This is a genomic window from Limnohabitans sp. Rim8 (assembly GCF_945869175.1).
Classification (GTDB): Bacteria; Pseudomonadota; Gammaproteobacteria; order Burkholderiales; family Burkholderiaceae_C; genus Limnohabitans_A.
Genome location: NZ_CAMBNZ010000118.1, coordinates 1 through 7,020, shown reverse-complemented (window position 1 = coordinate 7,020; position 7,020 = coordinate 1). Strand labels below are relative to the sequence as shown.

Annotated in this window: 4 protein-coding genes; 2 read left to right on the top strand and 2 right to left on the bottom strand. The window is 59.1% G+C overall.

Annotated features, from left to right (window positions below; genetic code table 11):
- Window positions 1-152 precede the first annotated feature (152 nt).
- Window positions 153-617, bottom strand: coding sequence for a DUF1854 domain-containing protein (locus Q0O19_RS13475; RefSeq protein ID WP_295523800.1), 465 nt, complete (start codon window positions 615-617; stop codon window positions 153-155).
- Window positions 614-2,923: an ABC transporter ATP-binding protein gene (locus Q0O19_RS13470; protein ID WP_295523798.1), complete on the bottom strand. Its 2,310-nt coding sequence runs from the start codon at window positions 2,921-2,923 to the stop codon at window positions 614-616. The genes Q0O19_RS13475 and Q0O19_RS13470 overlap by 4 nt, the downstream gene beginning before the upstream one ends.
- Window positions 2,924-3,090: 167 nt before the next feature.
- Here Q0O19_RS13470 and cphA (Q0O19_RS13465) point away from each other — a divergent pair, with 167 nt between their 5' ends.
- On the top strand, window positions 3,091-5,265 hold the full coding sequence (gene cphA / locus Q0O19_RS13465; protein ID WP_295523796.1) for a cyanophycin synthetase: 2,175 nt from the start codon (window positions 3,091-3,093) through the stop codon (window positions 5,263-5,265).
- Between the two features lie 46 nt (window positions 5,266-5,311).
- Window positions 5,312-7,020 (top strand): cyanophycin synthetase (cphA, locus tag Q0O19_RS13460; RefSeq protein ID WP_295523795.1); only part of this gene is annotated, 1,709 nt, incomplete at its 3' end.

Sequence of the window (7,020 nt, the reverse complement as noted above, 5' to 3'; positions counted from 1 at the left end):
CAGAGGTGGCGGCAAGCACCAACCGAGCGGCGAAACCTGGACCGACAAGCTCAAAGGCTTTTTTGGTGCCTGAGCCCCGAGTTTAAAAAAACGGCTGTTGGACTGGCGTCGCACAGCCGTTTTTTTCGAGACGCCGCGTTCGGCGCCATGCTTCAAAGAAAGCGGTCGAGCAGCTTGCGCGAATGCTTGTCCATGGCCGTCAAGTCGCGGATCATGAACTGAACGCCGTTGGCGTCGTTGATGAGCAGGACTGTGCCTGTGAGGCGGCGAATGTCTTCCTCACCCTTTAGCAGAAACTGGGTATCGCCTCGATCGGTTTGCACCGACCAAGTGCTGGGCGTGGCAAAGCTGCTGACGGCCGTCAACTGCAAAATTTCAGGCAAAAATTCCCGCTCGTTCAGCGCTTGCAACACCTGCGAGCGCAGCGGCTCGGCCAACAGCGCCAAGGCTTCAATCCAATGAATCTCGTGTCCATCGGCACCCATCAGCGCCACCCCCTCGTTCGGAGCAGTCACGGGATAAGCCCGCAAAGCCGTCACTGGACTGTGGCGCGTTCCATCGGGCATCACCAACACCCAAAGTCCAAAGGCATCGCGTTGCAAATCGAACGGGTTCATGCACTCACCTTTTGCTCTTCAGACAGGCTACCACCCAAAACCGCTTGGGCTTCAGCTTGGCGTTGCTGCGCTTCGTACAAGCGCCAGTAAGCGCCTTGTGCCTCGATCAAAGCATCGTGCGTGCCCTCTTCCACCACGACCCCTTGGTCCATGACCACCAGGCGATCGGCTTTGCGCAGGGTAGACAAGCGGTGGGCGATGGCGATCGTGGTGCGACCACGCACCAAGTTGTCCAAAGCGCGCTGGATTTCTTTTTCGGTCTCGGTGTCGACCGCCGAAGTGGCTTCGTCCAAAATCAAAATGCGCGGATTGATGAGCAGCGCGCGGGCAATCGAAATGCGCTGACGCTCACCACCCGACAAGCCTTGGCCGCGCTCTCCCACCAAGGAATCGTAGCCCTGCGGCATGCGCAAAATGAACTCATGGGCATGGGCCGCACGGGCAGCCGCCACGATGTCGTCTCGGCTCGACTCTGGTTTCCCATAGGCGATGTTGTCGGCAATGGTGCCGAAGAACAAGAACGGCTCTTGCAGCACCAAACCAATTTGGCGGCGGTAATCGGCCACCTTGAGCTGGCGAATGTCGGTGCCATCGAGCTCGATCGAGCCTTCGCTCAGGTCATAAAAGCGGCAAATCAGGTTGACCAAGGTGCTTTTGCCTGAGCCACTGTGACCCACCAAACCAATCATCTGACCCGGTTGGATGTCCAGATTGAGTTGGCGGATCACCGCCCGGTTGCCATAGCGAAAGCCCGCATCGCGCACCGTGATGTGGCCTTTCACTTTGGGCGGCAAAGCCACGGGATGGACCGGCTCAGGCACGCTCGACACATGGTCCAGGATGTCAAAGATGCGCTTGGCCCCAGAAGCCGCTTTTTGCGTGTTCGACACAATGCGGCTCATCGAATCCAGACGGCTGTAAAAGCGCCCGATGTAGGCCAGAAAAGCGGTCAACACCCCCACTGTGATTTGGTCATCCGAGACCAGCCAGATGCCAAAACCCCAAACCACCAGCAAACCAATTTCAGTCATCAAGGTCACGGTGGGTGAAAACAGAGACCAGACCCGGTTCAACCGGTTGTTGACTTGCAGGTTGTGTGCGTTCGCATCCTTGAAGCGCTGGGCTTCGCGGTCTTCTTGGGCAAAGGCTTTCACCACACGGATACCGGGAATGGTGTCGGTCAGCACATTGGTCACTTCGGCCCAAACGCGGTCGATTTTTTCAAACCCGGTGCGCAGTTTCTCGCGCACCACATGGATCAACCACGCAATGAAGGGCAAGGGCAACAAGGTGACCAAGGCCAAGGTCGGGTTGATGGTGAACAAGATCACCGCCGTCATCACAATCATCAACACGTCGGTCGCAAAGTCCAGCAGGTGCAGCGACAAAAACACGTTGATGCGGTCGGTCTCACTGCCGATGCGGGCGATCAAGTCACCCGTGCGCCGCCCGCCAAAATACTCGAGTGACAGTTTGAGCAAATGCTCATAGGTGGTGGTGCGCAGATCGGCCCCGATGCGCTCTGACACCAAGGCCAAGATGTAGGTTTTGGCCCATCCCAAGCCCCAAGCCAACAAGGCCGACGCCAACAAACCCATCAAATACAAAGACACCAATTGCGGGTCGATGTCTTTGCCATTTTGGTAAGGGATCAAGATGTCGTCCATCAGCGGCATGGTGAGGTATGGCGGCACCAATGTGGCAGCAGTCGCGGCCAAGGTCAACAAAAAACCGACCAACAAGGAGCCTCTGTACGGATGGGCAAAGCGCCACAACTTGAACAAGGTCCAAGTCGAGGGTGGGGCCAAATCTTCACGGCCGCAACTGGGGCATTCCTCGTCCTCATCGGTCATGACGGTTTGACAAACCGGACAGACAGCTCCTGAGATCTTGCTTTGCAAAGGACGCCCCTCTGAGGGGCTTCCCCATTGGGCCAATTGGCTCTCGAATTGCGTGACCCACCTTGCCACGGCTTCTTGCAAGCCCAAAGTGAAGCGCCACACCGCCAATTGACCCGAAGCACTGCTCAAGACCAAACAACCGACGCCGGCATGGTCGGTCAATTTGAGCGACAAAGCGGGCTGCAAAGCCCAAACCGACCAGTTTTTTTCGCCTTCAAAGCGGGATAAGACCCGCTGATCGGTCAAAATGATCAGGCTTTTGGCAAATCGCAAATGGCTGTCGAGGTCAACCTCCAGCCAAGCTGTTGCGTTTTCATGAGGCAGTAGGCAAGACTGAACTTCAACCTGCCATGCATCAGGCAAGACCTGACGGGACGCAGTGGGCAAAGTGGAAGTGGATGTCATGAAAGAAGAACCGGAAACATCTCGAACGAACCAGGCGGACGACGAGACAATAAACAACAATGGATGTCGCACACCACGGCACAAGAACTGCCCATGTATCTTTTGAATCCTGAGCCATCCAGCAGCGCCGCAAAGGGCTTGTCATTGTATCGCCGCCCTTCTCACCCATGAACGCCCACAACATCCAATTTCTGCGCATGACCCATTTGCGCGGACCCAACATCTGGACTTACCGTCCTGTGATGGAAGCACTGATCGACATCGGCGCTTTGGAAGACTTTCCCTCCAACACCCTGCCAGGTTTCAACGCACGCCTGAACGCTTGGTTACCGGGCCTCATCGAGCACCGGTGCAGTGTGGGCGAACGTGGTGGTTTCTTGCAACGACTGGAACAAGGCACTTGGGCTGGACATGTGCTGGAGCATGTGGCCCTTGAACTGCAAACGCAAGCGGGCATGCAAACCGGTTTTGGCAAAGCCCGTGAAGCGGGCCCCAGGGGTGTTTACAAGGTGGTGATCCGTACGCGCCATGAAGCCGTCAGCCGCAGTGCCCTGGAGACGGCGCGTGGCTTGATTTTGGCGGCCATCGACAACCGCCCTTTTGATGTGCAAGACGAAATCAACCGCCTCAAACAAATGGTGGACAGCCTGTGCATTGGACCCAGCACCGCCAGCATCGTCGATGCCGCCGCTGACCGCGGCATCCCTGCCATCCGTTTGAACGATGGCAATCTGGTCCAACTGGGCCACGGTGACCAGCAGCGTCGCATCTGGACGGCCGAAACCGATCGCACAGGCGCCATTGCCGAAGGCATCTCCAAAGACAAGGACCTGACCAAACAGCTGCTCAGCATGTGCGGTGTGCCTGTGCCAGAAGGCCAAATCGTGGACAGCCCGACAGCTGCCTGGGAAGCCGCACAAGCGGTGGGCTTGCCCGTTTGCGTCAAACCCACCGATGGCAACCATGCCCGGGGCGTGTCGCTGGAGTTGTCCAAACAGGAAGACATCGCCGCCGCCTACGACATCGCCCTGGCCGAAGGCAGCGAGGTCATCGTGGAGCGCTTCATCTTGGGCGAAGAGCACCGCCTGTTGGTGGTGGGAGACCAAGTGGCCGCAGCCAACAAAGGCGAAACCGCCAGCGTGGTGGGCGATGGCGTTCACACCGTGGCCGAACTCATCGAGATCCAAATCAATTCTGACCCCCGGCGCGGCGAAGAAGAAGATTTTCCCCTCGACACCATCCGGCTGGACGATCACACCACCTCGGTGCTCGAGCTCAAGCGCCAAGGCCTGACAGCAGACAGCGTGCCTGAAAAGGACCGCGATGTGCTGATCATGCGCACCGGCAACATGGCTCTGGATGTCACAGATGAGGTTCACCCGGACGTGGCGGCACTGGCTGTTTTGGCCGCCCGTGTGGTGGGCTTGGACATCGCAGGGGTTGACTTGGTGGCACAAGACATTTCCCAACCCTTGGCCGCACAAGGCGGTGCGATTGTCGAAGTCAATGCGGGCCCGGGCTTGCTGATGCACCTCAAGCCAGCCTCAGGCAAACCCCGTCCCGTAGGCCAAGCCATTGCCAACCATTTGTTCAAGCCTGCAGAAATGGGGCGCATCCCCTTGGTGGGCTTCTTGGGCGATGGAGACACCACCCGACCCGCCAAGTTGGTGTCATGGCTGTTGCACTTAAAAGGCCTGTACACCGGCTTGGCCTGCGCAGACGGCTTGTACATGAACCAGCGTCAGCTTCATACCCAGGATGGCATGGATTGGGACAATGCGCAGCGGCTGTTGATCAACCGTTCGGTTCAGGCCGCTGTCTTTGAAAGCACCGCACGCCATTTGCTGGCCGAGGGTTTGCCTTATGACCGCTGCCAAGTCGGTGTGGTGACCTCCATGCCCAAGGCTCAGGGGCTGGACGACCTGTACCCCGGCAGTGACGACAAAATGCCGTCCTATGTGCGCACCCAAATCGATGTGGTCTTGCCCCATGGCACCGCCGTACTGCATGCCGCCGATGCGCAAGTGGCCGAACTGGCCAGCTACTGCGACGGCAGCGTGGTCTTTTATGCCGATGACGAGAATACCCCCCGCTTGAAGGCGCATCGAGCGCAAGGCGGGCGTGTGGGTTTTTGGCGTGATGGACAACTGGTGCTCAGCGAAGGCCTACGCGAGTCTTTGGTGCTGTCGACCAAACGGCCTGCTGTCGCCCGACTGCTTCAGGACGGCAAGCTCAACACCCATGACATGCTCGTCGCCGCTTGTGTGGCTTGGGCCTTGGACATTGGCATGGACCTGGTCCGTGCTGGCATGAAAAGCTTCGGCCAGAACACCTCACATTAACGCCCGACGAGCCCCTGGCCTTCGCGCATCAAAGGAATCCCGGTTCATGGAAGTGTCAAGAATTCGCGCATTGCGCGGTCCCAATTTATGGACCCGTCACACGGCCATGGAAGCCATCGTGACCTGCACTGAGGCTGAACGCATCCTCTCGACCAATCACCCGATCGAACAGCGTCTGCGCCACATTTTCCCAGAGGTGGGTCCCATCGATGGCAACCGCTCAGGCCAGGCGCCATCCATGGCGCATGCGCTTGAGAAAGTCACCCTGGCCTTGCAAGCCCAAGCAGGCTGCCCCGTCACCTTCAGCCGAACCACCGCCACTCAAGAGGCCGGCGTTTACCAAGTCGTGGTTCAGTATTCCGAAGAAAGTGTGGGCCGCTTGGCGCTGGAGCTGGCGGATCAAGTGTGCCAAGCCGCGATAGCCGGTCATGGCTTTGACCTGGAAAGCGCACTGGCCCAACTGCACGGGTTGGACGAGGACGTGCGCCTGGGCCCATCGACCGGTGCCATTGTGGATGCAGCGGTGGCGCGTGGCGTGCCATATCGGCGCCTGACCGATGGCAGCCTGGTGCAATTTGGCTGGGGCTCGCAACAGCGACGCATTCAGGCTGCAGAAATTGACTCTACCAGCGCGATCGCCGAATCCATTGCCCAAGACAAAGACCTGACCAAACAGTTGCTGCACGCTGCTGGCGTGCCCGTACCCTTGGGCCGTCCGGCCCAAACGCCCGACGAAGCCTGGTCCATTGCCTTGGAAGTGGGCCTACCCGTGGTGGTCAAACCGCAAGATGGCAACCAAGGCAAAGGGGTCAGCGTCAACATCACAGAGCGCACCACGTTCGACAAGGCCTACGCCACCGCTGTGCGCTACGGCACCGTGATGGTCGAAAAATTCTTGCCCGGTCATGATTACCGACTGCTGGTGGTCGGCAACAAGTTGATCGCTGCGGCTCGCCGTGAGCCGCCCTTGGTGGTCGGTGACGGCAAACACACCGTGCGCCAACTGGTGGACCTGGTCAACGCTGACCCCCGTCGCGGAACGGGCCACTCCACATCCCTGACCAAAATCAAATTCGACGACATCGCCATTGGCCGTTTGCACGCCCAAGACCTTGAGCCCGAATCGGTGCCCGCAAAGGGGCGCCGCGTCATTTTGCGCAGCAACGCCAACCTCTCGACGGGGGGCAGCGCGACCGACGTCACCGACGATGTGCACCCTGAAGTGGCCGCCCGCGTCATAGAAGCAGCTCAAATGGTGGGGCTGGACATTTGCGGCGTCGATGTGGTGTGCGAATCTGTTTTGCGGCCCCTGGAAGATCAAAACGGCGGCATCGTTGAAGTCAACGCAGCGCCCGGTTTGCGCATGCACATCACCCCGTCTTATGGCAAGGGCCGCGATGTGGGCAATGCGGTCATTGACCAAATGTTCCCCAACGGTGCCACAGGCCGCATTCCCGTGATCGCGGTCACTGGCACCAATGGCAAAACCACCACCGTGCGCCTGACCGCCCACTTGCTCAAGGCCCAAGGCCTGCGCGTGGGCATGACCAACACCGATGGCGTTTACGTCAATGGCCGTCAGACCGACTCCGGCGATTGCAGCGGCCCGCGCAGCGCCCGCAATGTGCTGATGCACCCCGAAGTGGACGCCGCCGTGTTTGAAACCGCGCGTGGTGGACTGCTGCGTGAAGGCTTGGGTTTTGATCGCTGCAACGTGGCCATCGTCACCAATCTGGGCGGCGGTGATCACCTGGG